22 protein-coding genes are annotated in these 22,999 nt (G+C 67.5%); 6 read left to right on the top strand and 16 right to left on the bottom strand.

The window, feature by feature from the left end:
• Nucleotides 1–150 precede the first annotated feature (150 nt).
• From lipA to AC5P7A_RS08325, 3 genes are read right to left on the bottom strand one after another with little or no spacing between them, the layout of a single operon-like run.
• Nucleotides 151–1,161, bottom strand: coding sequence for a lipoyl synthase (lipA, locus tag AC5P7A_RS08315; protein ID WP_014648439.1), 1,011 nt, complete (start codon nucleotides 1,159–1,161; stop codon nucleotides 151–153).
• An 18-nt stretch (nucleotides 1,162–1,179) separates the two neighbouring features.
• Nucleotides 1,180–1,890, bottom strand: a complete 711-nt coding sequence (lipB, locus tag AC5P7A_RS08320) for a lipoyl(octanoyl) transferase LipB (RefSeq protein WP_014648440.1) — start codon at nucleotides 1,888–1,890, stop codon at nucleotides 1,180–1,182.
• Entirely contained in the window at nucleotides 1,878–2,156 is a 279-nt protein-coding gene (locus AC5P7A_RS08325; protein WP_005411067.1) for a YbeD family protein, read from the bottom strand. Before AC5P7A_RS08325 ends, lipB begins: the two co-directional genes overlap by 13 nt.
• Nucleotides 2,157–2,507: 351 nt before the next feature.
• On the opposite strand from AC5P7A_RS08325, the gene AC5P7A_RS08330 reads away from it, so the two are divergent.
• Nucleotides 2,508–3,566 (top strand): lipid A deacylase LpxR family protein, encoded by a 1,059-nt coding sequence (locus AC5P7A_RS08330; RefSeq protein ID WP_080281880.1) that lies wholly within the window; start codon nucleotides 2,508–2,510, stop codon nucleotides 3,564–3,566.
• 247 nt (nucleotides 3,567–3,813) lie between these two features.
• On the opposite strand, the gene AC5P7A_RS08335 is transcribed toward AC5P7A_RS08330, so the two are convergent.
• The 3 genes from AC5P7A_RS08335 to mltB form a co-directional block, all read right to left on the bottom strand.
• Complete coding sequence (locus AC5P7A_RS08335) at nucleotides 3,814–5,034, bottom strand: D-alanyl-D-alanine carboxypeptidase family protein (protein WP_014648443.1); 1,221 nt, start codon at nucleotides 5,032–5,034, stop codon at nucleotides 3,814–3,816.
• 100 nt (nucleotides 5,035–5,134) lie between these two features.
• On the bottom strand, nucleotides 5,135–6,406 hold the full coding sequence (locus AC5P7A_RS08340) for a septal ring lytic transglycosylase RlpA family protein (protein WP_495220032.1): 1,272 nt from the start codon (nucleotides 6,404–6,406) through the stop codon (nucleotides 5,135–5,137).
• On the bottom strand, nucleotides 6,403–7,548 hold the full coding sequence (mltB, locus tag AC5P7A_RS08345) for a lytic murein transglycosylase B (protein ID WP_032957863.1): 1,146 nt from the start codon (nucleotides 7,546–7,548) through the stop codon (nucleotides 6,403–6,405). Before mltB ends, AC5P7A_RS08340 begins: the two co-directional genes overlap by 4 nt.
• A gap of 45 nt (nucleotides 7,549–7,593) precedes the next feature.
• Between mltB and AC5P7A_RS08350 the strand changes: the two genes are divergently transcribed.
• Complete coding sequence (locus AC5P7A_RS08350; RefSeq protein ID WP_414615787.1) at nucleotides 7,594–7,914, top strand: DUF8588 domain-containing protein; 321 nt, start codon at nucleotides 7,594–7,596, stop codon at nucleotides 7,912–7,914.
• Nucleotides 7,915–8,573: 659 nt separating this feature from the next.
• On the opposite strand, the gene rodA (AC5P7A_RS08355) is transcribed toward AC5P7A_RS08350, so the two are convergent.
• From rodA (AC5P7A_RS08355) to AC5P7A_RS08380, 6 genes are all read right to left on the bottom strand, one after another.
• Entirely contained in the window at nucleotides 8,574–9,668 is a 1,095-nt protein-coding gene (gene rodA, locus AC5P7A_RS08355) for a rod shape-determining protein RodA (protein WP_495220033.1), read from the bottom strand.
• A gap of 123 nt (nucleotides 9,669–9,791) precedes the next feature.
• Nucleotides 9,792–10,904: a rod shape-determining protein RodA gene (gene rodA, locus AC5P7A_RS08360; protein WP_014648447.1), complete on the bottom strand. Its 1,113-nt coding sequence runs from the start codon at nucleotides 10,902–10,904 to the stop codon at nucleotides 9,792–9,794.
• The gene (gene mrdA / locus AC5P7A_RS08365) at nucleotides 10,901–12,976 is read right to left on the bottom strand and encodes a penicillin-binding protein 2 (RefSeq protein WP_075076653.1); all 2,076 of its coding nucleotides are present in this window, start codon (nucleotides 12,974–12,976) and stop codon (nucleotides 10,901–10,903) included. The genes rodA (AC5P7A_RS08360) and mrdA overlap by 4 nt, the downstream gene beginning before the upstream one ends.
• Before the next feature lie 3 nt (nucleotides 12,977–12,979).
• Nucleotides 12,980–13,465 (bottom strand): rod shape-determining protein MreD, encoded by a 486-nt coding sequence (mreD, locus tag AC5P7A_RS08370; RefSeq protein ID WP_005419400.1) that lies wholly within the window; start codon nucleotides 13,463–13,465, stop codon nucleotides 12,980–12,982.
• Entirely contained in the window at nucleotides 13,462–14,559 is a 1,098-nt protein-coding gene (gene mreC, locus AC5P7A_RS08375; RefSeq protein WP_495220034.1) for a rod shape-determining protein MreC, read from the bottom strand. Before mreC ends, mreD begins: the two co-directional genes overlap by 4 nt.
• A gap of 121 nt (nucleotides 14,560–14,680) precedes the next feature.
• Nucleotides 14,681–15,727, bottom strand: a complete 1,047-nt coding sequence (locus tag AC5P7A_RS08380) for a rod shape-determining protein (RefSeq protein WP_005419402.1) — start codon at nucleotides 15,725–15,727, stop codon at nucleotides 14,681–14,683.
• Between the two features lie 283 nt (nucleotides 15,728–16,010).
• Between AC5P7A_RS08380 and AC5P7A_RS08385 the strand changes: the two genes are divergently transcribed.
• A complete protein-coding gene (locus AC5P7A_RS08385; RefSeq protein WP_005411078.1) occupies nucleotides 16,011–16,949 on the top strand; it encodes a carbohydrate kinase family protein in 939 nt (312 codons plus the stop codon).
• 187 nt (nucleotides 16,950–17,136) lie between these two features.
• Here the strand turns inward: AC5P7A_RS08385 and AC5P7A_RS08390 are convergent, their stop codons facing one another.
• The 4 genes from AC5P7A_RS08390 to ubiE all read right to left on the bottom strand — a co-directional run bounded on the left by AC5P7A_RS08390 (nucleotide 17,137) and on the right by ubiE (nucleotide 21,576).
• The gene (locus tag AC5P7A_RS08390) at nucleotides 17,137–17,757 is read right to left on the bottom strand and encodes an HAD family hydrolase (protein ID WP_049439974.1); all 621 of its coding nucleotides are present in this window, start codon (nucleotides 17,755–17,757) and stop codon (nucleotides 17,137–17,139) included.
• Nucleotides 17,757–18,488: a hypothetical protein gene (locus tag AC5P7A_RS08395; protein ID WP_008265071.1), complete on the bottom strand. Its 732-nt coding sequence runs from the start codon at nucleotides 18,486–18,488 to the stop codon at nucleotides 17,757–17,759. The genes AC5P7A_RS08390 and AC5P7A_RS08395 overlap by 1 nt, the downstream gene beginning before the upstream one ends.
• A gap of 127 nt (nucleotides 18,489–18,615) precedes the next feature.
• Nucleotides 18,616–20,544, bottom strand: a complete 1,929-nt coding sequence (locus AC5P7A_RS08400; protein ID WP_041863838.1) for a M1 family metallopeptidase — start codon at nucleotides 20,542–20,544, stop codon at nucleotides 18,616–18,618.
• Between the two features lie 270 nt (nucleotides 20,545–20,814).
• Nucleotides 20,815–21,576, bottom strand: coding sequence for a bifunctional demethylmenaquinone methyltransferase/2-methoxy-6-polyprenyl-1,4-benzoquinol methylase UbiE (ubiE, locus tag AC5P7A_RS08405; RefSeq protein WP_005411082.1), 762 nt, complete (start codon nucleotides 21,574–21,576; stop codon nucleotides 20,815–20,817).
• Nucleotides 21,577–21,656: 80 nt separating this feature from the next.
• Here ubiE and AC5P7A_RS08410 point away from each other — a divergent pair, with 80 nt between their 5' ends.
• The 3 genes from AC5P7A_RS08410 (at nucleotide 21,657) to AC5P7A_RS08420 (ending at nucleotide 22,980) form a co-directional block, all read left to right on the top strand.
• A complete protein-coding gene (locus AC5P7A_RS08410; protein ID WP_005419409.1) occupies nucleotides 21,657–22,109 on the top strand; it encodes a nucleoside deaminase in 453 nt (150 codons plus the stop codon).
• A gap of 199 nt (nucleotides 22,110–22,308) precedes the next feature.
• Complete coding sequence (locus AC5P7A_RS08415) at nucleotides 22,309–22,569, top strand: hypothetical protein (protein ID WP_014648454.1); 261 nt, start codon at nucleotides 22,309–22,311, stop codon at nucleotides 22,567–22,569.
• Between the two features lie 75 nt (nucleotides 22,570–22,644).
• Nucleotides 22,645–22,980, top strand: a complete 336-nt coding sequence (locus AC5P7A_RS08420) for a hypothetical protein (protein WP_005411085.1) — start codon at nucleotides 22,645–22,647, stop codon at nucleotides 22,978–22,980.
• The last annotated feature ends 19 nt before the right edge of the window (nucleotides 22,981–22,999 follow it).

Below are 22,999 nucleotides of genomic sequence, written 5' to 3' on the forward strand. Positions count from 1 at the left end.
CGGTGGAAAACCAGCCTAGCCGGGCCGGTGTAGCAAATTGTGAATGCAGGTAGAGCCGAGCCCATGCTCGGCTGGCCGGCAGCAAGCAGCCGAGCATGGGCTCGGCTCTACGGCAGGCAGAGGCGTGCGGACCAACGGTCCGCACCCACCTCAGGAGACGCCGGCGCCCTTGGCCTGCACGTCAGCGTGGTACGACGAGCGCACCATCGGGCCGGACGCCACGTGGCTGAAGCCCAGCGCGTAGCCGTAGTCTTCCAGCGCCTTGTAGTCCTCGGGGGTCCAGTACTTCAGTACCGGGTGGTGATGCGCGGTCGGCTGCAGGTACTGGCCGATGGTGATCATGTCCACATCGTGCGCGCGCAGGTCGCGCATGGTGGCCTTGATCTGTTCGAAGTCTTCGCCCAGGCCCAGCATGATGCCGCTCTTGGTCGGCACGTCCGGGTGCTGTGCCTTGAAGTTCTTCAGCAGGTTCAGCGACCACTGGTAGTCCGCACCCGGGCGCACGTTGCGGTACAGGTCCGGCACGGTCTCGATGTTGTGGTTGAACACATCCGGCGGGTTCTGCGCCAGGATCTCCAGCGCGCGCTCCATGCGGCCCTTGCCACGGAAGTCCGGGGTCAGCACTTCGATGCGGGTACCCGGCGACTTTTCGCGGATGGCGGTGATGCAGTCGACGAAGTGCTGGGCACCGCCGTCACGCAGGTCATCGCGGTCGACGCTGGTCACCACCACGTACTTCAGGCCCATGTCGGCCACGGTCTGGCCGAGGCTGGCCGGTTCGTTGGCATCCGGCGGCTTCGGGCGGCCATGGGCCACGTCGCAGAACGAGCAGCGGCGGGTGCAGACCTCGCCGAGGATCATGAAGGTGGCGGTGCCATGGCCGAAGCATTCGTGGATGTTCGGGCAGCTGGCTTCCTCGCACACCGTCACCAGGCGGTTCTCGCGCAGCTTGGCCTTCAGGTTCTGCACGGCGTTGCCCGAGGGAATACGCACGCGGATCCACGACGGCTTGCGCAGCACCGGCGCATCGGCGAACTGCACCGGCGAACGGTTGATCTTGTCACCGCCCAGCTGCTTGACCCCGGCCTGCAACGGCGCGGCGGACGGAGAGTCGCCCTGCACGATCTGCAGGGGAATGGAACGGGCGGTGGTTTCAGTCATGGCAGTTCCGGGGGGCGGTCAGGCGGCCGCAGAAAGATCGGGCAGTTCCGGCGTGTGCTGCAGCAGCAGGCCGAACTGGCGGGCCAGGTGGTCCAGCAGCACCGGCTTGACGGCATCCAGCCCGGAGGGGCCGCCCAAGTCTACCACCGAGGTCACCTGCAACCCCTGATAGCCACAGGGGTTGATGCGGTGGAAGGGTTCCAGGTCCATGGCCACGTTGAAGGCCAGGCCATGGAAGGTGCAGCCGCGGCGCACGCGGATGCCAAGCGCAGCGATCTTGGCGCCACCGACGTAGACGCCCGGGGCGCCCTCGCGGCGTTCGGCGCCGATGTTCCACTCGGCCAGGGTATCGATGAGGGCCTGCTCGATGCGGCACACGTAGTCGCGCACACCGATGCCCAGCCGCGGCAGGCGCAACAGCGGGTAGACCACGATCTGGCCGGGCCCGTGATAGGTCACCTGGCCGCCACGGTCCACGTGCAGCACGGGGATGTCACCCGGCGCCAGCACGTGCTCATCCTTGCCGGCCTGGCCCAGGGTGAACACCGGATCGTGCTCGACTACCCACAGTTCGTCGGCGTCGGCGTCGCTGCGCTGGTCGGTGAAGCGCTGCATGGCGCGCCACACCGGCTCGTACGCCTGGCGGCCGAGGTCGCGGACCACCGCCGGACGCGGCGCGCGGTCTTCCGGGGCGGCTTCGGCCGGGCAGCTGTCGGCTACAGCGTCCACTTCACTTCCGGGTGGTCGCGCAGTGCCTGGTGCGCCAGGTCGTACTGCTCGCGGCTCTCGGCCTTGAACACGATGCGGACGGACACGTACTTGCCGTTGGACGAATGCTTCCAGCTGATGCGTTCGTTCACCACATCGATGCCGGCAGCCAGCAGCAGACGGGGAAGCTCATGCTCCAGGCCGCGGTTGGCCGGGCCCATGGCGCTGAGCTCGAACTGGCCGGGGAACTGGAAGCCGTGGTCGGGGTTGTCGGACTTGATTTCCATGGCCCCATTATCGGGCCGCAGGGCAACAAACCCAAGAGTATTCATCAACGTCAAAGACAGCACTGGCGGCCTGCTGCGTTGCAGCTGGCCCAAAAGCGCGGGCGGAGAGCCCAACGGCAGCTGACTGGTTCTTTCGGCCCCTCACTGACCGGGCATCGTGCGCGCGGCCTGCAGTCGCCTTCACGCCAGGCCTGCGGCGCGTGCGCGGGTAACGAATTGTGTCCGCCGGACAATGTTGTTTTCGGAACAGACAAGTGATCCCAACGTGCTCGTTCCGGCGCGCGGGCACGAGTACCGTAGCGTTGCAGAAAACGACAGAAAACCGCCCCCTTCCCCATGAGCATTCCATCCATGCGTAGTGTCGCAGCCCTCGGGCTGGCCGGCCTGCTGGCCTCTGCCCTCCCCTTTGCCGCCCAGGCGGCCGAACAATGTGGCCCGGACGCGATGCGCGATCACCCGCCGCAGGTCAATTTCCGCGTCGACAACGACCTGTTCGGCGGCCGCCACCAGGACCAGGGCTATACCAACGGTGCGCTGTTGACCCTGGTCTCGCCCAATCTGGTCGATTACACCGACGACCCGTGCCTTCCACGCATGGCGCGCTGGGTGAACCAGTACCTGGAAGGCCTGCATCCGGGCAGGTTCGAACAGCAGAACATGATCTTCAGCATCGGCCAGGGCATCTTCACCCCGACCGATTTCAGCCGCAGGGACCTGATCGAGGACGACCGCCCTTACGCGGGCGTACTGATCGCAAACTTCGGTTTCAATGCGCGCAGCGGCGACCGCCTGCAGACCACCCAGCTGACGTTGGGCGTAGTTGGCCCGTGGGCACAGGGCAAGCAGGTGCAGAATGCCGTGCACGAAGTGCTGGGCGACGAGAAATTCAAGGGCTGGGACAACCAGCTGCACAACGAGCCGCTGTTCATGCTGACCCATGAGCGCATGCGCCGCTGGCCGGGTGATGCCAGCATCAATGCCGACGGCTGGGGTTGGGACGCGATCAGCCACTACGGCGGCTCGATCGGCAATCTGGAAACCAAGGCCAACCTCGGCGGTGAAGTGCGCTTCGGCTGGAAGCTGCCGGACGACTTCGGCAGCACGCCGTTGCGCCCGGCCGGTGAGAACACGGCACCGACCCGCAGCGGCCGTCCCAATGGCTGGTCCTGGCACCTGTTCGCGACCTCGGACGCGGCCTGGGTGATCCGCGACATTACGCTGGATGGCAACACGTTCCGCAACAGTCACAGCGTGGACAAGCGCCATGTGGTGGCCTACGGCGGCTATGGCGTGGCCGTGATGTACGGACGCTGGAAGTTCGCCGCTGCGCGTTACCACAGCACGCGAGAGTTCAACGGCCAGCGCCAATCGCCGGTGTTCGGCAGTTTCACCATCAGCCGCTCGCTGTAGGCGAGGGGCTGAGGGTGAAGCGGGTAGGTGCCGACCGTTGGTCGGCACACCGGTTACCGCATCGCTCGCTGCAAGTCAGGCGCTGCAGGTGGTGCCGGCCGCTGGCCGGCTGCCGGCAGTTCCGGATGAGTTGCTGGGGAGCCGGCCAGCGCCCGGCTCTACCCCCCGCGTGCGGGGGGAAGCGGCCTTCCGAAACAGAAAAGGCCGGCATTGGCCGACCTTTTCGTTCACCACGCAAAGGCGTGGATCATTCCGATTCCCACCACATCCAGAAGCTGTCCCACAGGCGCTTGAAGAAGCCGGCCTGCTCGACGGCGGCCACGGCCACCAGCGGTGCCTCGGCGATGACCTTGCCATCCAGCGTGACCTTCACGGTGCCGATCTGCTGGCCGGCGGTGAACGGTGCTTCCAGGGTCTTGGGCACGTCGATGCTCGGCTTCAGATCGTTGTAGCGGCCGCGCGGCACGCTCACCAGCATCGGCTGGGCCACGCCCAGCTGTACCTTGTCGGTGGTGCCCTTCCAGACCTTGTGCTCGGCCACGGCCTTGCCCGGTTCGTACAGGCGGTGGGTCTCGAAGAAGCGGAAGCCCCAGTTCAGCAGGGCCAGGCTGTCGTCGGCACGCTGCTTCTCCGACGCACCACCCAGCACTACGGCGATCAGGCGCTGGTCGCCACGCTGGGCCGAGCTCATCAGGCAGTAGCCGGCTTCGGACGTGTGGCCGGTCTTGATGCCATCCACGCTGCCATCGCGCCACAGCAGCAGGTTGCGGTTCGGCTGCTTGATGTTGCCGACCTGGAATTCCTTGATCTTGTTATACGCGTAGGTTTCCGGGTAATCACGCACCATCGCGCGGCCCAGCAGCGCCAGGTCGTAGGCGGTGCTGTGGTGGCCCTGTGCGGTCAGGCCGTGGGCGTTGACGAAGTGCGAGTCCTTCATGCCGATCTTGGCGGCGTAGCTGTTCATCAGCGACGCAAAGGCCTCTTCGCTGCCGGCCACATGCTCGGCCAGGGCGATCGCGGCGTCATTGCCGGACTGGATCGCCATGCCCTTTTCCATGTCTTCCAGGCGTGCGGTCTGGTTGACCGGGAAGCCGCTGTAGCTGCCGTCGGTACCGGCGCCACCTTCGCGCCAGGCGCGCTCGCTCATCATCACCTGGTCATCTGCACGGACCTTGCCGTTCTTGACCTCGGCGGCAACCACGTACGACGTCATCACCTTGGTGATGCTGGCCGGGGCCAGCTGCTCGTGGATGTTCTCGCCGGCCAGCACCTGGCCGGTGGCGTAGTCCATCAGGACCCAGGCCTTGGACACGCTCGGGGCCGGGGCCGGCGGGGTCGCGACGGTGGCCGGGGCGGCGGCGGCGGCGGCAGGCGCCGGCGTGGCCGGGGTCGGCAGCGGCGTCTGGGCGGAAGCCAGGCCCACCACCAGGGTGGCGGCCAGGGCGGTGGCGGCGGAACGGAAATTCATTGGACAGCAGGCTCCAGGGGACGGCCGGGAATGGAGGGTGGAACGTAACGGCCATTGTAAGGCCGGGGGAGCCTGGGCCGGCAGCACCGGCCCGGGCGGATCAATCCTTGACGATCTGCGGCGAACCCAGGCCCAGACCGGCGATGCGGCCGGCAAGTTCCGCGGCACTGGCATGGTCGTTGGCAGGAACGCGCAGACGGAACAGGGTGCGGCCACCGGCGGCGATGTCGCTGATGGTCGCGCCGACGATGCCGGCAGCGTTGAGCTGGCCCATCGCGCGGTTGGCGTTGTCGCGACTGGAGAAGCTGGCGACCTGCACCATCACCGCGCCCACCACCTGCTGCGACAGGCTGGGTGCCGCCGGCGTGGCGGCGACGGTGCGCACGGGTGCCGGCGCGACGGCGCGCGGCGCGGCGCTGGCGACTGCAATCGGCGCCGGTGCGGTGCTGCGCACCAGCGGTGCACTCGGCGGCAGGCTGCTGACCGCCACCTCCGGCACGGTGCTGGCCACGCCCTGGGTGGTGGCCGGCTGGCCGCGTGCCGGCATGCCATCGGCCGGCAGGCGCTTGACCAGGCGATCGATATCGCTGTCGGCAGTGGCGCGCGCGGTCGCTGCCGGGCGTGCACTGGCCACCGCAGCTGCCGCTTCGGCGGCACGACGCTCGCGGCGGGACGGCTTCTGCGCCAGCAGGTTGCTCTCGCCCGGCTGCAGCGCGCGCACTTCCACGTTGCCGGTACCGCGCTGGGTGATGCCCAGGCGCACGGCGGCGGCATAACTGAGATCGACCACGCGACCATCGTGGAACGGGCCGCGGTCGTTGACGCGCACGATCACCGACTCGCCATTGTCGAGGTTGGTCACGCGGGCGAAGCTGGGCAGCGGCAGCGTCTTGTGCGCGGCGGTGAACTGGTACATGTCGTAGACCTCGCGGTTGGAGGTCAGGCGGCCATGGAACTTGGCGCCGTAGTACGACGCGGTACCGCGCTCGACATAGTCGTGGGTATCGTCGAGCACCTTGTACGACTTCCCCAGCACCACGTACGGCGACTTGTTGCCGATCGCCGAGCGCTCCTCGGCGGTCACTTCCGGCTCGGGAATGCAGGCCACGTTGGGAATGTAATCCGGCGTGCTGTCACGCACGCCCGGCTTGTACAGGCCACCGGCAGTGTAGTTGCCGCGGGTGCTCAGGTCTTCCTTGGCCGCCGCGTACGGTGACCCTTCCGGGCAGTGTGCCGGGCGCGAGCCACGCCCCTGCACCAGCGTGCCGCCGGACTTGCCACCATGGCCGGCCGTGGCCGGCTTCTTCGGCGCGCTGCTGCAGGCAGCCAGCGCGAGGACGATCAAGCCTGGGACCAGCCATCTGATGTTCATGCCGGGGGCAGCTCCTGTCCGGCGATGGCCTGGGACAACTGGAACACGGCCATCGCGTACATCTTCGAGAGGTTGTAGCGGGTGATCGCGTAGTAGTTCTGGAAGCCCAGCCAGTACTGCTTGCCGGTGCTGCCTTCAAGCGTGATCGGCGTGGCGGTGGCGCCCGGCTGCACCGGCGCGCCCGGCTGGTAGCCGCGCTGCGCCAGGTCGGCCATCGTCCAGGTCGGCATCCATTCGGTCGGATTGAACTCCTCGCGGCCCGGCGCCAGCGTGGCCGGCACGGCCACCTGCCCGCCACGCACCCAGCCGCCCTTCTTCACGAAGTAGTTGGCGATGGACGAGAACACGTCGTCGTAGCTGGTGAACAGGTCGCGGCGGCCATCACCGTTTCCGTCCACGGCGTAGTCGAGATAGCTGGACGGCATGAACTGGCCCATGCCCATCGCACCGGCATAACTGCCCTTGAGCGTGGTGATATCCAGTTTCTCTTCGTGGCCCAACTCGAACAGCTTGGCCAGCTCATCGCGGAAGAACAGCTCGCGGCGCACTTCGCGTTCCAGCTTGGCCGGGTCGCCGCTGCGCGGGTAATAGAACGCCAGCGTGTACAGCGCATCGAGCACACGATGGCTGCCAGCATTCCTGCCGTAGCTGGTTTCCACACCGATGATCGCGACGATCACTTCGGCCGGCACGCCGGTGCGCTGCTGCACGCGATCCAGTTCGGCGCGGTGTTCGGCCAGGAACGCGCGGCCGCCATCGATGCGCGCCTTGCTGATGAACATCGGCCGGTACTCATTCCACGGCTTGACCCGTTCGGCCGGGCGCGACATCGCGGCGATGATCGGCTGGCGCACCTGCGCCTGGTCGAGCACGCTGCTGATCTGCTCCGGCTTCAGGCCATAGCGCTTGGCGGTATCGGCAATGAAGCGGGCCCGTGCGACCTCGAACGGCACCGGGGTGAGATCGACAGGCGCCGCGGTGGCGGCGGTGGCTTCAGGCGCGGCCTCGGCCGGGCCATGGGCCTTGGCGGCGGGCTGGCGCGGCGTACTGCTGGCCTGGGGCGAAGACGGTGGGGACTTCGGCTGGGTCGCGCAGGCGACCAGGCCGAGGGTGAGCATGCAGGCCAGAGTGCGTCGAATCATCGTCGCAGGTTAGCAGGTCATGGATGAATTAAAACCCCTAACACCATGAATCACAACGATTTGCCTGCGACCAGCGGGAAATGTGAAGGCACCGTGATCGCCCTTCCCCATTCAGATGGAGGTTGCCGGTTGCGTCCCCATCCCCGCAGACGCAACCGGCGACCGGATCCGGTCGGTACCTGCGCGGCTGCCGCTCCCCAGTGGCAGTACCCCGCGCTCCCTGTACCCGTTGGATCAGTACTGCTTCCCGCCCGACGCCCCCTCGCGCTGCAACGATTGACGGCGCGCCGTGCCGAACGGGCCGCCATTGTGCAGGCCGATTACGACAAGTCCATTGATCAAGATCAACGCGGTGTAAAAGTGTGAACCAGCTAACGTTTTTTACGGACTTTCGTCAGCGGGCGTGCTGTCGTGCATCGGTGTGAGAACGCTTACACAACGGGCGTTGCGCAGTCAGGAAGTTTCCAGCCAACGGCGCAGCCCCTCGTGGGTGGTGTCTGGGTGGTCGCGTAAAGCAGAAGCCGCGCGTGGGCCGGTCGGGTTGGGTACGCGGGGGACGCCGTGAATCCGTCCATGGAGGCTTGGCAGCCGCATCCATGCGGCTGACACCCCCGCGTACCCAACCCGACCGTCCTCTGACAGTTTTCGCGCGCGTTCACCCACGGCGAAGAAAAGAAAAGATCAAAAGCAAAAGCGGCTTGGCAGGTCGCTTTCTGTAGAGCCGAGCCCGCGCTCGGCTGCTTTCCGGCCGGCCCACGAAGCCGAGCATGGGCTCGGCTCTACGCGAGCAAGCGCAGCGCTGCGATCCGCTGTTGATCTTCTTTTTCTTCTCCGTGGGTGGACACGCCCGGAACCTGTCCGTGGCCGGGTAGATGGGCTGCGCAGGGGCGTGAGCCGCATGGATGCGGCGACCGAGCTTACATGGACGTACTTGCAGCGCCCCCTGCGCAGCCCATCTACCCGGCCCCACCCATGAACTGCTTTGCGCCGTCACCCACGAGGGGCTGCGCCGTTGGCTGGAAACCCTATCCCCCGTGCACGGGCCGGTGCCCGCGTACCGCCATCACCAACCCGGTGCCGGCCAACAGCGAAACCGCCGATGTGCCGCCGTAGCTGATCAGCGGCATCGGAATGCCCACCACCGGCAGCAGGCCGGAAATCATTCCGCCGTTCACCAGCACGTAGACGAAGAACGCCAGCCCCAGGCTGCCGGCCAGCAACCGTGCATGCGTGTCGCGCGCGTGCACGGCAATCCACAGGCAACGCCCGACCACGAACAGGTACAGCGCGAACAGCGTCGCCACGCCGATCCAGCCGAACTCTTCGGCCAGCACCGAAAACGCGAAGTCGGTGGTGTATTCGGGGAGGAAATCCAGCGTGGCCTGGGTGCCCTGCCCCCAGCCGCGTCCCTGCCATCCCCCGGAGCCGATCGCGATGCGTGACTGCAGGATGTTCCAGCCGGTGCCCAGGGGGTCGGCCGCCGGGTCGAGGAAGGTCAACACACGATCCTTCTGGTACTGACGCAGCAGACCGAACCACGCCAGCGGCGCGGCCACTGCCAGCCCCGCCGCGCCGGTCGCCACCCAGCCCCAGTGCAGGCCCGCCAGCAACAACGCGAACACGCCGCTGGCGGTGACCAGCGTGGCGGTGCCGAGGTTGGGCTGCATCAGGATCAACACCGCCGGCGCGCCGATCAGCACCGCGGCGGTCAGTACCGTGCGCGGCGACGGCGGCAGCGGTTGCCGGTGCAGGTACCAGGCCATCATCAACGGCAGGCTGAGCTTGAGCAGCTCCGACGGTTGCAGGTAGAACACGCCGAGGTTGAGCCAGCGCTGCCCATATTTGCCGGTGCCGATCACATACACCGCCATCAGCGGCAGCATCGACAGCGCGTACAACGCTGGTGTCCACGCGCGCAGGCGCAGCAGCGAAACACGTGACAGCAGCCACATCGCCAGCAGTCCACCCGCAAAGCGCGCCGCCTGCCCGGCCACCGGCCCGGACACACTGTGCAGCACCGCCAGGCCCGCGCCCATCAGGATCAGCAATGCGACCAGCAACGGCAGATCGATCGTGCGCACTGCCTCACGGCAGCCGCCAAACAGTCGTTTCCATTCCACGCGCAGCACGCTAGCAACGGGCGCTTGCGTGAAGCTGTCAGGGTGCTTCTGATCTCCGTAGCCGGGCTGTGGGGTCAGATCCCTTTTCCCTGTGGAAAAAGGGATCTGACCCCGACGCCGTACTCAGCCGTAGCCGCCGTGCACCGGGTTGTGACTGCGCACCGCCATCACCAATCCGAAGCCGGCCAGCAGTGACACCGCCGAGGTACCGCCGTAGCTGATCAGCGGCATCGGCACGCCCACCACCGGCAGCAGGCCGGAAATCATCCCGCCGTTCACCAGCACATAGACGAAGAACGCCAGGCCGGTGGCGCCGGCCAGCAGGCGCGAATACGAATCGCGCGACTGGCTGGCGATCCACAGGCAGCGCCCGATCACCACCAGGTACAGCGCCAGCACGGTGGCCACGCCGATCCAGCCGAACTCCTCGCTCAGCACCGAGAACGCGAAGTCGGTGGTCTGTTCGGGAATGAAGTTCAGGTGCGACTGCGAGCCCTCGCCCCAGCCCTTGCCATCGAAGCCGCCGGAACCGATCGCGATCTTCGACTGGATGATGTTCCACCCGGCCCCCAGCGCATCCATCTCCGGGTCCAGGAACATCATGATGCGGTCCTTCTGGTACGGCCGCAGCAACCAGAACCAGGCCACCGGCGCGACCGCGGCCACGCCACCCACACCCAGGCCGACCCACCACCACGGCAGCCCGGCCAACAACAGCACGAACACGCCACTGGCAGCGATCAGCACACCAGTACCGAAGTCCGGCTGCAGCATCACCAGGCCGGTGGGCACGCCGATGATGACCAGGGCCACGAGCACGGTGTTGAAGCGCGGCGGCAGCGGCATCTTGTGCAGGTACCAGGCCACCATCATCGGCAGGCTGACCTTCAGCAGCTCGGCCGGCTGCAGGTAGAAGAACTTCAGGTCCAGCCACTGCCGGCCGTACTTGCCGGTGCCCAGCACGAACACCGCCAGCAACGGGATCATCGAGATCGCGTAGATCATCGGCGTAGCCGAGCGGATGCGCAGGATCGGCACCCGCGAGATGCCCCACAGCGCGGCCATGCCCACGGCGAAGCGCGCGCCCTGGGCCATCACCAGGCTGTCGCCACCGGCGCTCTTCAGGGTGGCCAGGCCGATCACCATCAGCGTCCCCAGGGCCAGGCACAGCACCCAGTCCAGCGTGCTGAAGAAGCGGCGCAGCATGTCGCCGGCCCAGCGCAGGAACACTCTCATCGTACGGGCTCCGCGACGGTCGGGCGTGGCGTGGCGGGCAACACGGCGGCGGCCGGCGTCGCCGGCTGCGGTGCGGGTACAGGTTCCGGCGCCGGCACGCCGACCAGCACCGGATGTTCACCCAGCTGCGCCGCGGCGAGGTCGCCAGCCTGGCGCGCGCCGGCATCTTCGTTGTCGAACGCGGTGGCGCCGATGGCGGTGGTGCCGCGCTCGCTGTCCAGTGGCTGCATGCCTTCGGGCATCTTGCCCAGCAGGTAGGCGTCGAACACCTTGCGTGCGATCGGCGCGGCCGCCGAACCACCATAGCCGCCGCCTTCCACGGCCACCGCGATCGCGATCACCGGGTTTTCCACCGGTGCGAAGCCGACGAACAGCGCGCGATGGCGCAGGTGCATCGGCAGGCTCTTCGGATTCACTGCCGCCGTGCCCTTTCGGCTGATGACCTGCGCGGTACCGGTCTTGCCGGCCATCACGTACGGCGCACCCACCGCCACGCGCCAGCCGCTGCCGCCGGGCCGCATGGTCGCCATCATGCCCTCGCGCACGGCCTGCACGTTGGCGGGGTTGGGGCTGACCGGCTTGCTCTCGCCAGCCGGCATCGCCGACCAGTCGCTGTCGAAACCCTCGCGCTGCTGGATCACCAGGTGCGGGGTGCGCAGCTGGCCATCGGCCAGACCGCTGACGCCGCGCGCCAGCTGCAGCGGGGTGACCTTCCAGTCACCCTGGCCGATGCTGATGTTGACCGTATCACCGGGGTACCAGGCTTCCTTGCGGCTCTTCCGCTTGTAGGCCGGCGACGGCAGGATGCCGCCGATCTCGCCGGTGAGGTCGATGCCGGTCGGCTGGCCGAAGCCGTAGTACTCCATGTAATGGTCGAAGCGCTCGATGCCCAGGTCCAGCGCCAGCTTGTAGTAGTAGGTGTTGACCGATTCGGCGATGGACTTGCGCAGGTCGGTCCAGCCATGGCCGCCACGGTGGGCGTCACCCCAGCCGCGGGAAGTGCCCGGCAGATAGAACATGCCGGTGGACAGCACCTTGTCTTCCGGGCGTCGAACGCCCGAATCCAGGCCGGCCAGGCCGATCAGCGGCTTCAGCGTGGAACCGGGGGCGACGCCACCGAGCACCAGGCGGTTGAACTGCGGCCGCGACGGGTTTTCGTTCAGCGCCTTGAAGTCGGCATGCGAGATGCCGTTGACGAACAGGTTGGGGTCGTAGGACGGCAGGCTGACCATCGCCAGCACTTCGCCGGTGCGCGGGTCCATCGCCACCGCCGAGCCTTCCTGGTCGCCGAAGGCGGCCACCATGGCGCGCTGCAGGTCGGCGTCGATCGACAGCCGCAGGTCGGCGCCGGACTGCGCGGCGACGCGGCCGATGGTGCGGATCGCGCGCCCCTGCACGTTGGTCTCGACCTGCTCGTAGCCGACCTTGCCGCGCAGCTGCTGCTCGTAGTAACGCTCCAGGCCGGACTTGCCGATGTGGGTCAGCGCGGCATTGCCTTCGCCGAGGATCTCCAGATCCTTGTCATCAACGCGGCCAACGTAGCCGATGATGTGCGCGAACAGATCGCCGTAGGGGTAGCGGCGGGTCAGGTAGGGCTCCAGCTCGACGCCGGGGAAGCGCCAGCGGTCGACCGCGAAGCGCGCCATCTCCTCGTCGCTCATGCGCAGCTTCAGCGTGACCGGCAGGAACTTGCGGCGCGCCTTGCGCGACTTGTTGAACGCTTCCAGCTCTTCCGGGCTGATGTTGATGATCTTCGCCAGCCCTTCCAGGGTGGCGTCCATGTCCTTGACCTTGTCCGGGGTCACGTCCAGGCGGAAGGCCGGCACGTTCTCGGCCAGCAGGCGGCCATTGCGGTCGTAGATCATGCCGCGCCCGGGCACCACCGGCCGCGGCTTGATGCGGTTGGCTTCCGAGCGCGTGGCATAGACGTCGTGGTCCAGCACCTGCAGCTTGAAGTACCAGCCGCCCAGGCCCAGCAGGCAGACCAGCACGCCCAGGAAGCCCAGCGCCGCGCGGCGGCGGAACTGTTCGGCTTCGGCGTGCGGGTTCTTGACCTGGCGGCGCGGGATCATGGCTCAGCGCCCGCGCTTGCCGAAGCGCACCGCGTCCAGCAGCACGAACACCAGCGGCCACAGGCCCATGCCCAGCAGCGGTGCCCACCAGTACGACCACGGCAGGGTCGGCTCATCCACCACGATGTGGACCAGCGCGCTGACGATGCGGTCGTTGAACAGCAGGCCGCCGATGGCCAGCATCTGCTGGGACATCGGGAAGAAGCGGATGCGGGCGCGGAAGCGCTGCAGGATGAAGGCCAGCATCACCAGCCGCAGCGCCTGTTCGCCCAGCACGCCGCCGTACAGCAGGTCGGCAACCACGCCGCTGGCGAAGGCGATGCCCAGGCCGACGCGTTCGGGGGCTTCGATGACCCAGTACGCCAGCACCAGCGCCAGCCAGTACGGGCGCAGCGGCTGCAGCAGCGCCGGCAACGGCAGCAGGCCCAGCAGCAGCGCCACCACCAGGCTGGCCGGCAGCACCCACGGGTTGTCGCGCAGGCGGCTCATCGCTGGGCCTCCGGCGTGGTCGGTTGCCGGCCAGCGGCCGGCACTACCGGAGCAGCAGGATCAGGCGAGGATGCGCGGGCAACAGTCCTCGTTTGCGACGAGGGCTGTTGCCGGCCAGCGGCCGGCACTACCGGGGAGCTGGCCGGAGCCGGCGTCGTTGCCGCTGGCGCGGCTCCCGCAGGCACGCTGGCGCCGGTGGCCGGCCCCCCCGGGGCGGTTTCTTCCAGCTGCAGGCGCAGTTCCGGCGGAATGCGGATCGCCGCGCCCGGGCGCAGCAGCAGCACGTCGCGGCCGCGGTCGAGCTGGGCCGCCGGCTTCAGTTCGCCGACCAGGAAGGCGTGGGTGTCGTCCGGGCGCAGGCCGGTGATGGTGCCGACCGGGAAGCCGGCCGGGAAGCGCCCGCCGAGGCCGGAGGTAACGATCTCATCGCCCACTTCCACGCCGGCGCTGAGCGGAATGTCGCGCAGCTCCAGCGTGTCGCCGCGGCCGTAGACGATCAGGCGCACGCCGTTGCGGGCCACGGTAACGGGCACCGCGTGGTCGGGGTCGGTCAGCAGCAGCACGGTGGAGGTGCCGCCGGTGACGCTGATCACCTGCCCCATCAAGCCGCCGGCATCGATCACCGCCTGGCCGACGTGCACGCCTTCGCGGGTGCCGGCGTCGAGCACCAGGCGCTGCTTCACCGGGTCCAGGTCGATGTCCAGGATCGGCGCCAGCTGCACGTCCAGGCCGCTGCGCTCGGCCACGTTCAGCAGTTCGCGCAGCTGGGCATTGTCCAGCGCGGCGGTCTGCAGGCGGGTCAGGCGCGCGTTGGCCAGCAGCAGCTGGTTGCGCAGTTCGCGATTCTCGGTCACCAGCTGGGTATGGCTGGCGGCGGAATCCTTGACCTGGTTGCCGAGCTTGCCGGGCAGGCCGGCCAGCGCCCATACCGGCTGCACCAGGCTGTTGGCCTGCTCGCGCAGGCGCGCCAGCCAGCCGGCCTGGTCATCGAGCACGATCAGGGTGATGGCCAACGCGAGATAGGCCAGCAACCGCAGGGGGCTGGCGGCATCACCGGATCGGGAGGCAACGGGAGGACCGGCGTAGGGCGGCACGGCAACGATTCAACTGGCAGAAGGCGAAAGGGAAACACGCGGGCGCCCCGCCGGTGCCGGCCCGCCATCACGGCGGGCCGCACCCCGGAAGGGCGCGGCGGGCAGGAACGGCCGGGACGGCTTATTCCGGCGCAAAGAACTCGTTGCCGTGCATGTCCACCAGCTCCAGCGCACGGCCGCCACCGCGGGCCACGCAGGTCAGCGGATCGTCGGCCACCTGCACGTGCAGGCCGGTTTCCTCGGAGATCAGGCGGTCCAGATCGCGCAGCAGGGCGCCACCACCGGTCAGCACGATGCCGCGCTCGGCGACGTCGGCGCACAGTTCCGGCGGGGTCTGCTCCAGCGCCAGCTTGACCGCGCTGACGATGCCCGACAGCGGCTCGTGCAGGGCCTCGAGCACCTCGTTGGAGCTGATCTTGATCATCTTCGGCACGCCCTCGGCGAGGTTGCGGCCGGAGATTTCCATCTCGATCACTTCCGCCTGCGGGTAGGCGCAGCCCAGCTCGACCTTGATGCGCTCGGCGGTGGCTTCACCGATCAGCATGCCGTGGTTGCGGCGCACGTAGTTGGTGATCGACTCGTCGAAGCGGTCGCCGCCGATGCGGACCGAGGCCGAATAGACGATGCCGTTGAGCGAGATCACCGCCACTTCGGTGGTGCCGCCGCCGATGTCGATGACCATCGAGCCACGGGCCTCGGTGACCGGCATGCCGGCGCCGATCGCGGCCGCCATCGGTTCTTCGATCAGGAACACGTCACGGGCACCGGCTTCCTCGGCCGATTCCTTGATCGCGCGGCGCTCGACCTGGGTCGAGCCGGCCGGCACGCAGACCAGCACGCGCGGGCTCGGGCGCAGCACGCGCGATTTGTGCACCTTCTTGATGAAGTGCTTGAGCATCGCCTCGGTGTAGGTGAAGTCGGCGATGACGCCGTCCTTCATCGGGCGGATGGTGGTGATGTGACCCGGGGTACGGCCCAGCATCTGCTTGGCTTCGGCGCCCACGGCTGCCACCGAGCGGGTGCCACCGATGGCACGGTCCTGGCGCACGGCCACGACCGACGGCTCGTTCAGCACGATCCCCTGCCCGCGCACGTAGATGAGGGTGTTGGCCGTGCCCAGGTCGATGGACAGGTCGTTGGAGAACATGCCACGGAGTTTCTTGAACATCTGAGGAAGGAGTCCTGAGGGGTGTCGTGCCCGCCGCGGGATGGCGAAAAAATGGGCAGAAATCGAGGCCGACAAGCCTAGCAACCCGCCTGCCGCCGAGCAAGGAAAAAACTAGCTGAACCCGCGTCTTCACAGGCTTTCGGCCTGATCGGGCATCACCCGGTTCTGGCCCTGAGCGGCACCAGCGGGTAACCTTTGCGCCGTCGGGCGCCCAAGGGCGCCGTTTGCTTGCCCGCTGAACCGGGCTGGCCCACCCCAAAATTCACCGCATAGGCTTACATCGATGTCCGCTCTGATCTGTGGTTCTCTTGCCTTCGACACCATCATGGTGTTTCCGGACCAGTTCAAGAATCACATCCTGCCGGACAAGGTGCACATCCTGAACGTGTCCTTCCTGGTGCCGCGCATGCGCCGCGAGTTCGGCGGCTGCGCCGGCAACATCGCCTACAACCTGCACCTGCTGGGCGGCCAGCCGATCCCGATGGGCACCGTGGGTTCGGACTTCGGCCCGTACCGCGAGTACTTCGAAGGCCTGGGCATCGACCTGTCGCGCGTGCGCGTGATCGATGAGCTGTTCACCCCGCAGGCGTTCATCACCACCGACCACGACAACAACCAGATCACCGCCTTCCACCCGGGCGCGATGATGCGTTCCTACGAGAACCATGTGCGCGGCGTGCCGGGCGTGACCCTGGGCCTGGTCGGCCCGGACGGCCGCGAAGGCATGATCCAGAACGCGCAGGAATTCCACGAGGACGGCATCCCGTTCATCTTCGACCCGGGCCAGGCCATGCCGCTGTTCAACGGCCCGGAGCTGCGCGCCTTCATCGACCAGGCCGACTACGTGGTGGTCAACGACTACGAGTCGAACCTGCTGCAGGAGCGCACCGGCTGGGACGAAAAGGAGATCGTCAGCCGGGTCAAGGCCTACATCACCACCCGCGGCCCGAAGGGCGCGGTCATCCACACCCCGGAAAAGAGCTACGACATCCCGCCGGCGCACGAGCGCCGCGTGGTCGACCCGACCGGCTGTGGCGACGCCTTCCGCGCCGGCCTGATCTACGGCATCCAGAAGGGCTACGACTGGCTGACCATCGGCCGCATGGGCAACCTGATGGGCGCACTGAAGGTCGAGCACCCGGGCACGCAGAACCAGCGCTTCACCTTCGATGAGTTCAACGAGCAGTTCAAGCAGCAGTTCGGTTACGCGCTGGGCGCGTAAACCGAACTGCCCGCGCATCGCTCGGTGGGTGTCGACCTGGGTCGACACTGCCGGCCGGCGGCCGGCACTACCGGAACTTCCGACCGACACGTTGCCTGCTCTCTGTAGAGCCGAGCCCATGCTCGGCTTGCGCGCGCCTGCGCGATCTGACCGCAGAGCAGCCGAGCGTGGGCTCGGCTCTACACGGTCATGCGGCCTGCCAGGCCGCCAACAGCGCGCGGCAATCGGCGAAATGCCAGTCGGCACGGCCGGGCCACGGGTTTTCCGGCAGGTTGACCAGTACGGTATGGGCGCCCGCGGCGCGGCCGCACTCCAGGTCGTAGGCGTGGTCGCCGACCATCACCGCCTCCCTCGCTGCAATGCCCCAGCGCCGCAGGTGCTGCTGCAGGCCATCCGGCGAGGGCTTGGGCACCGCTTCATCACGGCCGACGATGTCGGCATCATCGAACAGTTCCCCGACCCCGATCGCGTCCAGCGTCAGCTTCGCCAGCGCATGATCGTTGCGGGTCAGGATGCCCAGCCGGCAACCGTCGGCTGCCAGCGCACGCAGCAGCGTCACCGCACCCGGCGCCGGCAGCGCCTCCTCGGCCAGCACACGTTCGTGATCCAGCAGCCACTCACGCTTGGCCTGCGCCGGCGCATCCGGCAACGCTGCGATATGGTCCAGGATGTCCTCCTCGGCCGCGATCTGCAGCGCACGGCGGATCGCGGCGAAATCATGCACGGCGACGGTCAGCGTGCCATCCATGTCGAAGATCCAGTGCCGGATCGCGGACAACGCGTGCACTGCGCTGCCCGTCGCGATCATCACTGCCACCACTGCGGCATGCGACTGGCGTCGACACCGCCGGTCTCGAACACGGCCGTACGCGTGCCGCCAGCCTTGACCGGGAACTCGATGCTGATCGACTTGCCCTTGCGCGCCAGCTTCCACAACGCCTTCTGGTCGGTGATGAACAGGGCGATGGCTTCATCGGTCTTCGGGCGCCAGGCCGCCATCGACACCGGCTTGCCATCGTCCACGGTCACCTTCACCGTGCACTGCGGGCAGCGGAAATCGCCGGCCTGCAGCACCAGGTAAGCGTGCCGCTTCCACTCCGGGTGATCGCGGAACACCAGCTGCACCGGCTTGGCGCCGCTGCCATCCACGTCCACCCGTTCCTTGCTGTAGATCTGCGCCGAAACCTGGTTGCCCTTGTTGCCCACCGGGATCTGGTTGTACTGCCACAGCGCCTGCATGCGGCGCAGGTCGCGTGCGGCATCGCCCTTGGCCTTGACCTCGTCGAAGCCCGCGGCGATGCGCTCGGCGGCGGCGGTGTCCTTGTACTGGTCCAGCAGCGAGGCGCCATGCAGGCGCGCGCGTTCCCAGTCCTGCGCGGCCACGGCCATGTCGTACTGCTTGGCCACGTCCTCGGCCTTGGCTTCCTTCTGCGCCTGCACGGCGGCCGCGGCGGCTTCCTGCGCCTTGCGCTCTTCCTCGGGGTTGCTGCAGGCGGCCAGGGCCAGGGTGCAGGCGGTGAGCAGGATCAGTCGTTTCATGGCGGAGGTCCTATGCGAGTGCATCCCGATTCTATCGGCAGCGAAAAGCGGATACAGCAACGGCGGGTTTCCCCGCCGTAGCTGGTGAAGCAGTGACCGGTTGCCGGCCAGCGGCCGGCACCACCGGTTACTTGGCTTCAGCCTTGGCCAGCATGTCCTGGACCGAGGCCGTGGTGATCGGGTGGTAGCCCGGCTTGGCCTTTTCAAAGGCCTGCTTGGCCAGCTCCAGCCCCTTCGGGGTCTTCACCAGTTCGGCGTAGATCGGCAGGATCAGCTTGCGACGGCCGACGCGCTCGATGAACGCGGCAGCACCTTCATTGGCCTGCTCGTAGCCGCTGCGGATCGCCAGCGGGTACCAGCGCATGGCGATCTCGCCATTCGGGGTGCCGGTGAAGTGGAACGCCTTGTCCAGCGTGGCCAGCTTGTCCAGCGGCTGGGTCGCACCCAGGCCGTCGATGAAGCGCACCCATTCCTGCGTGCTCCAGTCGGCGATGACCTGGCTGCTCGGCACGGTGCCGGCGCTGGCGAAGGCAATGCGCGCGGTATCGACGCTGCTGAAGTTGCGCGACTGCGCCTTGGCCGCGAACGCCGGAATGCCCGGCTCGTCCAGCCACGCCTTCAGTTCGGCCTCGGTCACTGCCGAGGGATTCTTCGGCAGCAGGTTCTTCTTCATGTACGCGACGAACTGGTCGGTGTTCGCGCTCTGGAAGGCATGGTCATCGAACCAGCCGCGCAGGAACGGATCGAAGGTCTCGCGGCCGAAGCGCTGCTCCAGGAATTCCAGGAACCACGAACCCTTGACGTAGGCGACCTGGCTGAGGGCTTCGTCGGGGTCACGCTCGTTCAGCGGCGGCAGCGCCAGCGCCTGGTCGGCCGGGCTCATGTCCTTCACTTCGGCCAGCAGGTCGGTCTGGTCGATCTGCTTCTCCATCTCGGCCATCTCCTTGCCGTACAGGGCTTCGGTGATGCGGCCCTGGACGTAGGTGGTGAAGCCTTCATTGAGCCAGATGTCCTTCCAGCTGGCGTTGGTCACCAGGTTGCCCGACCAGCTGTGCGCCAGTTCATGGGCGACCAGCGAGACCAGCGACTTGTCACCGACGATCACGGTCGGGGTGGCGAAGGTCAGGCGCGGATTCTCCATGCCGCCGAACGGGAACGACGGCGGCAGCACCAGCATGTCGTAGCGGCCCCAGCGGTATTCGCCGTAGAGCTTCTCGGCGGCACCGATCATCTTCTCGGTGTCTTCGAATTCCTTGGCGGCCTTGTTGACCATGGTCGGCTCGGCCCAGACGCCGGAGCGGCCGGAGATCGGCTCGAACACCAGGTCGCCGGCGGCGATGGCCAGCAGGTAGGACGGAATCGGCTGCGGCATCTTGAAGGTGTAGTCACCGTCACGCGCGGCCTTCGGATCGTTGTCGGCGCTCATCAGCACCATCACGTCCGGGCGCGAGACCACGTGCGCGCTGTAGGTGAAACGCACGCTCGGGGTGTCCTGCAGCGGCACCCAGGAGCGGGCGTGGATGGCCTGCGACTGGCTGAACATGAAGGGCAGCTTCTTGCCTTCGGTCATCGACGGCGCCAGCCACTGCAGGCCCGAGGCGGTCGGTGCGGTGTGGTAGGTCACTTCCACCTTGGCTGGCTGTTCCGGGGTCTCGATTGTCAGCTTGCTGCCGAACACCTTGTCGACCGGGGCCAGCGCGAACTGCAGCGGGCTGCGCGCGCCATCGGCACCGACGGCCTCGACCTTGGACACGGTCAGCTCGCGGGTGTCGAGCACCAGCTGCCTGGCGTCCTTCTGCTTCCATTCCAGGGTGTAGGTGGCGGTGCCGCCGATCTGCTTCTGGTCGAAGTCCAGCTTCAGATCCAGTGCGATGTCCTTGATGACGACCTTGTCCGGCTCGGCGTACGAGCTTTCGTCGTGGCTGCGGTTCTCGGCGTTCACGGGGGCGGCGGGGGCCTTTGCGGCAGTCGGGGCGGCGGCGGGCGCGGCCGCCTCCTGGGAGCAGCCGGCGGCCAGGGCCACGGCCAGCGGAAGGAGCATCAGCGGATTACGCATGAATCGGGACCGTTACGGGGATCAAACCCCAATGGTACCTCCCTCCGGCCGCGCAGGCGTTGCGCGGTGCGGGGTAATGCAGGCCGGGGCCGTTCCTGCGCCTCCGGCGCATGCCAACCAAGGTTGGCATCTACAGGCAGGTGCCCACCTTGGTTGGCACGGATCCATCAACGCACGCGGCAGGCCCGTGCCGACCAAGGTCGGCACCTACCAGAGCGGATGACCGCAGCGGGCGAGTGCCAACCAAGTTGGCACCCACCAGAGCAGGGCTTACAGCTTGTAGCCGGAGTGGATCGAGACGATGCCGCCGGTCAGGTTCTTGTAGTGGCAGCGCTCGAAGCCGGCCTGCCCCATCATCGCCTTCAGTTCGTCCTGCGGCGGGTGCTTGCGGATGCTCTCGGCCAGGTACTGGTAGCTGTCCGAATCGTTGGCGAACAGCTTGCCCAGCTTGGGCAGGATCTTGAACGAGTGGAAGTCGTAGATCGGCTTGAACCAGTCCGCGGTGACTTCGGAGAATTCCAGCACGCGGGCCTGGCCGCCCACCTTCAGCACGCGGTACATCTCGCGCAGGCCAGCGTCCTTGTCGGTCACGTTGCGCAGGCCGAAGGCAATGGTGACCAGATCGAAGCTGTTGTCCGGGAACGGCAGGGCTTCGGCGTTGCACTGCACGTAGTCCAGGCCGAGCACGAGGCCGCGGTTGGTCAGGCGGTCACGGCCGACCGACAGCATGCCGGCGTTGATGTCGCCCAGCACCACCGAGCCCTCGGCACCGACGCGCTCCTTCAGCAGGGCGGCGATGTCGCCGGTGCCGCCGGCCAGGTCGAGCACGCGGTCGCCCGGCTTCACCTGCGCGGTGGCCACGTAGTAGCGCTTCCACGCCCGGTGCACGCCCAGGCTCATCAGGTCGTTCATCAGGTCGTAGTTGCGCGCGACCGAGGTGAACACCTGGCCGACCAGCTTCTGCTTGTCCTTGGCGGCGACGTCGCGGAACCCGAAATGGGTGGTACCGGCTTTGTAGGGGGATTCGCTCATGGCCCCGATTATCGCACCGCCGGGGGCCAGCGGCACCCCCTGCCCGTATGATGGCGGGCCACGACTTACCGGAGCCCCGCATGATCACCACGCCCGACTACCAGGCCCTGCTGCAGACCGCCATCGCCGAAGCCCGCCAGGGCCTGGCCGAGGGCGGCGTGCCGATCGGCGCGGCGCTGTACCACAACGACGGCCGCCTCCTCGGCTGCGGCCACAACCGCCGCGTGCAGGAAGGCGACCCGTCGGTGCATGGGGAAACCGACGCCTTCCGCAAGGCCGGCCGCCAGCGCCGTTACCAGGACACCATCATGGTCACCACCCTGGCCCCGTGCTGGTACTGCTCGGGGCTGGTGCGCCAGTTCAACATCGGCACCGTGGTGGTGGGCGAATCGCGCACCTTCCAGGGCGGCATCGACTGGCTGCGCGAAAACGGCGTCAACGTGATCGACCTGGACAACCAGGAATGCGTGGACCTGCTGGGCGATTTCATCAGCCGTCATCCCGACATCTGGAACGAGGACATCGGCGAATGAGCCACGCGCGCTCGTCTCTGCAACACATTTAATGAACGCTTCAGCGCCGGTGCGCCCTTGTGCCGGCGGCCTTTGCGGGCATCGGCGTGACCGCGCGCACAGTCAGCCAGGCCACGCGCACACATTGCGGTAACACCCCACGCGGCTGACACGCCTACGGTGGGTTCACCGGGGCACCCGTTCCCCGGCGGAGCCAGCCATGTGCGCGCACGCCGTACGCCCTACGACAGACCCGATCCTCGATCCGATCCGCGAACGCTTGCAGCAGCAATATGCGCTGCACCGGCGCGGCGCGCCGTTCTGGACTGCCTATCAGCACATGCAACTGGAGCTGGTCCGCCGCCACCCGCTCGACCACGAACGCCTGTGCAATGCGATGGCCACTCTGGCCGAAGACCTCGGTGCGGTCGAACATGCGCAGTTGATCGGCCATGCCAACGCAGGCTCCACATCCCGCTGACGCGGCATGCACCGCCATATACGCCACACTCGGATGAACCCCCACTCCCTTTCCACTCAACCGAACTGGATTGTCATGCACGCTGAAGTCCCCACCATTCCTCCGGTCATCAACGTTGACGCCGAGCTTGACCACTGGCGCCGCCAACATGCCGAAGGCGCACTGCCGCACAACTCGTTCGGCTCGTACGTGCCGTGGATCAAGTTCGCCTGTGATTCGCTGATCACCCAGCCGCGCGCCAGCGAGGCCGAACGTGACGAGATGTTCCAGACCCAATACGCCCTGCAGATCATGCCGCGGCTGAGCGAAGCCCAGGCCCGTGAGTTCGTCGACCGTTGCTGGCAGCACGTCTACCAGAGCAGCCCGGTGCGCAGCCTGCAGGCGCCACGACTGCAGCGCATGCGCGCCTGACCGCCGCTGCACAACCCCT

This window comes from Stenotrophomonas sp. YJH_SMC_65 (assembly GCF_059369475.1).

Excerpts from the sequence above, each read along its gene's own strand:
- mrdA (WP_075076653.1), bottom strand. The coding sequence starts at position 12,976 with ATGATCCCGCGCCGCCAGGTCAAGAACCCGCACGCCGAAGCCGAACAG.
- AC5P7A_RS08390 (WP_049439974.1), bottom strand. The coding sequence starts at position 17,757 with ATGATCGCGACGGGCAGCGCAGTGCACGCGTTGTCCGCGATCCGGCAC.
- AC5P7A_RS08350 (WP_414615787.1), top strand. The coding sequence starts at position 7,594 with ATGAATCACAACGATTTGCCTGCGACCAGCGGGAAATGTGAAGGCACC.
- ubiE (WP_005411082.1), bottom strand. The coding sequence starts at position 21,576 with ATGAGCGAATCCCCCTACAAAGCCGGTACCACCCATTTCGGGTTCCGC.
- AC5P7A_RS08410 (WP_005419409.1), top strand. The coding sequence starts at position 21,657 with ATGATCACCACGCCCGACTACCAGGCCCTGCTGCAGACCGCCATCGCC.
- lipA (WP_014648439.1), bottom strand. The coding sequence starts at position 1,161 with ATGACTGAAACCACCGCCCGTTCCATTCCCCTGCAGATCGTGCAGGGC.
- AC5P7A_RS08385 (WP_005411078.1), top strand. The coding sequence starts at position 16,011 with ATGTCCGCTCTGATCTGTGGTTCTCTTGCCTTCGACACCATCATGGTG.
- AC5P7A_RS08330 (WP_080281880.1), top strand. The coding sequence starts at position 2,508 with ATGCGTAGTGTCGCAGCCCTCGGGCTGGCCGGCCTGCTGGCCTCTGCC.
- AC5P7A_RS08340 (WP_495220032.1), bottom strand. The coding sequence starts at position 6,406 with ATGAACATCAGATGGCTGGTCCCAGGCTTGATCGTCCTCGCGCTGGCT.
- AC5P7A_RS08325 (WP_005411067.1), bottom strand. The coding sequence starts at position 2,156 with ATGGAAATCAAGTCCGACAACCCCGACCACGGCTTCCAGTTCCCCGGC.
- mreD (WP_005419400.1), bottom strand. The coding sequence starts at position 13,465 with ATGAGCCGCCTGCGCGACAACCCGTGGGTGCTGCCGGCCAGCCTGGTG.
- AC5P7A_RS08415 (WP_014648454.1), top strand. The coding sequence starts at position 22,309 with ATGTGCGCGCACGCCGTACGCCCTACGACAGACCCGATCCTCGATCCG.
- rodA (WP_014648447.1), bottom strand. The coding sequence starts at position 10,904 with ATGAGAGTGTTCCTGCGCTGGGCCGGCGACATGCTGCGCCGCTTCTTC.
- AC5P7A_RS08395 (WP_008265071.1), bottom strand. The coding sequence starts at position 18,488 with ATGAAACGACTGATCCTGCTCACCGCCTGCACCCTGGCCCTGGCCGCC.
- AC5P7A_RS08335 (WP_014648443.1), bottom strand. The coding sequence starts at position 5,034 with ATGAATTTCCGTTCCGCCGCCACCGCCCTGGCCGCCACCCTGGTGGTG.
- AC5P7A_RS08400 (WP_041863838.1), bottom strand. The coding sequence starts at position 20,544 with ATGCGTAATCCGCTGATGCTCCTTCCGCTGGCCGTGGCCCTGGCCGCC.
- mltB (WP_032957863.1), bottom strand. The coding sequence starts at position 7,548 with ATGATTCGACGCACTCTGGCCTGCATGCTCACCCTCGGCCTGGTCGCC.
- AC5P7A_RS08380 (WP_005419402.1), bottom strand. The coding sequence starts at position 15,727 with ATGTTCAAGAAACTCCGTGGCATGTTCTCCAACGACCTGTCCATCGAC.
- AC5P7A_RS08420 (WP_005411085.1), top strand. The coding sequence starts at position 22,645 with ATGCACGCTGAAGTCCCCACCATTCCTCCGGTCATCAACGTTGACGCC.